We start from the raw sequence: 3263 nt of genomic DNA on the forward strand, positions 1-3263 counted from the left end.
ACAAAAAAGGCTCCATAAGATCCATAGGGGATTTACCCACTACAAATATTATAGAGCCGATATATAAGGATAAGCCTAGCTGTAAAGCTGGGTTTTTAAAATAAAAAAACCGGGGTCTTACCCCCAGTTTGACAACTTTACCGATTCTTTAGTTCTACATAGCGCTTGTACCAAATGTTTACATAGGCTTCTGAGAAAGGACCTCGTCCATTGTTAATCCAATCAACAAGAATTTTGACATGTTCTTTTAAAATATAGTCCAAGTCATCGGAATAATTCATTTTGCGTTTGTGACGCTCATACTCCTCAACGTCCAAGAGACGTTTCTCTCCATCTGTAAAAATTTTAACATCCAAATCGTAATCAATATACTTCAGTGCTTCTTCATCCAGATAGTAGGGGCTAGCCATATTGCAATAGTAGGAAATTCCATTATCACGAATCATGGCAATGATATTAAACCAATATTTCTTGTGAAAGTAAACAATAGCCGGTTCTCGAGTGACCCAACGACGACCATCACTTTCGGTAACCAGTGTATGATCGTTGACACCAATAATGGCGTTTTCTGTTGTTTTTAGTACCATGGTGTCCCGCCAAGTTCGGTGGAGACTCCCATCATGCTTATAACTTTGAATTGTAATAAAGTCGCCTTCTTTTGGAAGCTTCATAACTAACCAACTTTCTACAATTTATAAGTTTATCGTTTACTATTGTACCATAAAATTACCTAAAATCTGTGAATTTTACATGAAAATATTAAAGATATTCTCTGAGAGCGCTTGCTATATCCGAAAAATCGTAGCCTTTTCGTGCTAAAACTTGAGTTAAACGCTGTTTAAGTTCGTATCCTTCATATTTTCGGGCATACTTAGCATATTGCTTATCAAGTTCCTTGAAGATGAGTTCCTGAGTCGTTTCTTGATCAACTTGACTATCCAACTGGTCAAAAGCAGTTTTAGCATCAGAATAGGAAAACCCCTTGTTGGTCAGATTTTGGATTATCTTATCTTGCAAGGCACGAGCTGGAAGTTTTCCCTCATATTTTTTCAATAGTTTATTAGCTACACGTTGAGCAACTTCAGAAAAATCAAATTCTTTCAAGTTCTCTTCTATAGTAGATTTTGAAATCCCTTTTTGAGCTAGTTTCTGAGTCAGTACATAAGGACCCTTGTCTCCTGAAAGTTGATTGGCATTGATGATAGCATAAGCGTACTGAGCATCATTAATCCACTTATCTTCTTTAAGATTAATAATGACTTGAGAAACGATGTTTTCATCAATATCGTATTTTTTCAGATATTCTCTGACCTCTTTTTCAGTACGTGCTTTAAAGGATAGGTGGTAGAGGGCTAGATTCTTACCGTAAGAAAATTGGGCAAAGTCCTGAATATCTTTCAATTCTTCTTCACTTATCACCTTATCTCTTGATAACATAAAACGAACAATAGTATCTTCAGTAATGTAGCATTTGTCGCCATTATCAAGCTCCATCAGATAGAGTCTTTTTTTCTTTTCAAGTTTTGTGATTTTCATAGTTCTATTATAACTCAAAATGTGATAAGATAGGGGTATGAATCTGAAAGTGAAACAAAAAATACCATTAAAAATTAAGCGCATGGGAATTAATGGTGAGGGAATCGGCTTTTATCAAAAAACATTAGTCTTTGTGCCTGGTGCTCTCAAAGGAGAAGATATCTATTGTCAGATTACTTCTATTAAACGTAACTTTGTTGAGGCAAAATTACTGAAGGTTAATAAGAAGTCTAAATTTCGAGTTGTGCCGGCTTGTACTATTTACAATGAATGTGGAGGCTGCCAAATCATGCACCTGCATTATGATAAGCAGCTGGAGTTCAAGACGGACTTACTTCACCAAGCGCTGAAAAAATTTGCTCCTGCAGGATATGAAAACTATGAAATTCGTCCAACTATTGGAATGCAGGAACCAAAGTACTACCGTGCCAAGTTACAATTTCAGACTCGAAAATTTAAAAATCAGGCCAAGGCTGGCTTATATGCACAAAACTCTCATTACTTAGTAGAGTTGAAAGACTGCCTGGTACAAGACAAGGAAACTCAAGTGATTGCTAATCGTCTAGCAGAATTACTTACTTATCACCAGATTCCAATCACGGATGAGAGAAAAGTTCTAGGTGTTAGAACTATAATGGTCCGACGAGCAAGAAAGACTGGACAGGTTCAGATTATTATTGTTATAAATCGTCAGCTTAATTTAACCCTGCTGGTAAAAGATTTAATTAAAGATTTTCCAGAAGTTGTGACAGTAGCTGTTAATACCAATACAGCTAAAACCAGTGAGATTTATGGTGAAAAGACAGAGATTATCTGGGGACAAGAGAGTATTCAAGAAGGTGTACTCGATTATGAATTTTCACTATCTCCTCGAGCATTCTATCAACTAAATCCTGAACAAACAGAAGTCCTCTATAGTGAGGCTGTAAAAGCCTTGGATGTTACTAAAGAAGACCATTTGATTGACGCTTATTGTGGAGTTGGAACGATTGGATTTGCCTTCGCAAAGAAAGTTAAAACATTAAGAGGTATGGATATTATTCCAGAAGCCATTGAAGATGCCAAGCGAAATGCTAAAAGAATGGGATTTGACAATACTCATTATGAAGCTGGAACGGCAGAAGAAATTATTCCTCGTTGGTACAAGGAAGGCTACCGAGCAAATGCTCTGATTGTGGATCCACCACGTACTGGTCTGGACGATAAGCTATTAGATACTATTCTTACTTATGTACCAGAAAAAATGGTCTATATTTCTTGTAATGTTTCGACCTTGGCTCGTGATTTAGTACGGTTAGTAGAAGTCTACGATATCCATTATATTCAGTCGGTCGATATGTTCCCGCACACTGCTCGAACTGAAGCAGTTGTAAAATTAATTAAAAAAGTTTAAAAAAGGTGTTGACAAAGTTTGAAAAGCCTGTATAATAGTAAGAGTTAAAAATAACAACTCTGGTCCGTTGGTCAAGGGGTTAAGACACCGCCTTTTCACGGCGGTAACACGGGTTCGAATCCCGTACGGACTATGGTATGTTGCGGTTGAAGCACTTGATGAAAAAAAAGTTTCAAAAAAATTTCAAAAAAGTGTTGACAAGCGAAAGCGACTGTGATATACTAATATAGTTGTCACTTGAGAGAAGTAAGCGACAAAGACCTTTGAAAACTGAACAAGACGAACCAATGTGCAGGGCACTACAACTAAGGTTGTAGTACTGAACAATGAAAAA

At 36.8% G+C, this 3263-nt stretch carries 3 protein-coding genes and 1 tRNA gene; 2 read left to right on the forward strand and 2 right to left on the reverse strand.

The genetic code is table 11. The features are described 5' to 3' along the window. Positions 1 to 137: 137 nt before the first annotated feature. Both ntdP and recX read right to left on the reverse strand, forming a co-directional pair. The gene (ntdP, locus tag QP439_RS08790; RefSeq protein WP_000775316.1) at positions 138 to 671 is read right to left on the reverse strand and encodes a nucleoside tri-diphosphate phosphatase; all 534 of its coding nucleotides are present in this window, start codon (positions 669 to 671) and stop codon (positions 138 to 140) included. Between the two features lie 88 nt (positions 672 to 759). Further along, positions 760 to 1536 (reverse strand): recombination regulator RecX, encoded by a 777-nt coding sequence (recX, locus tag QP439_RS08795; protein ID WP_049499824.1) that lies wholly within the window; start codon positions 1534 to 1536, stop codon positions 760 to 762. A gap of 37 nt (positions 1537 to 1573) precedes the next feature. On the opposite strand from recX, the gene rlmD reads away from it, so the two are divergent. Together rlmD and QP439_RS08805 are read left to right on the forward strand one after the other, a co-directional pair. Further along, a complete protein-coding gene (gene rlmD, locus QP439_RS08800) occupies positions 1574 to 2929 on the forward strand; it encodes a 23S rRNA (uracil(1939)-C(5))-methyltransferase RlmD (protein ID WP_285389619.1) in 1356 nt (451 codons plus the stop codon). A 61-nt stretch (positions 2930 to 2990) separates the two neighbouring features. Then, positions 2991 to 3062 (forward strand) — tRNA-Glu (locus QP439_RS08805). Positions 3063 to 3263: the final 201 nt, after the last annotated feature.

It is taken from the genome of Streptococcus sp. UMB1203 (genome assembly GCF_030217725.1).
Classification (GTDB): domain Bacteria; phylum Bacillota; class Bacilli; order Lactobacillales; family Streptococcaceae; genus Streptococcus.

Excerpts from the sequence above, each read along its gene's own strand:
- ntdP (WP_000775316.1), bottom strand. The coding sequence starts at position 671 with ATGAAGCTTCCAAAAGAAGGCGACTTTATTACAATTCAAAGTTATAAG.
- recX (WP_049499824.1), bottom strand. The coding sequence starts at position 1,536 with ATGAAAATCACAAAACTTGAAAAGAAAAAAAGACTCTATCTGATGGAG.
- rlmD (WP_285389619.1), top strand. The coding sequence starts at position 1,574 with ATGAATCTGAAAGTGAAACAAAAAATACCATTAAAAATTAAGCGCATG.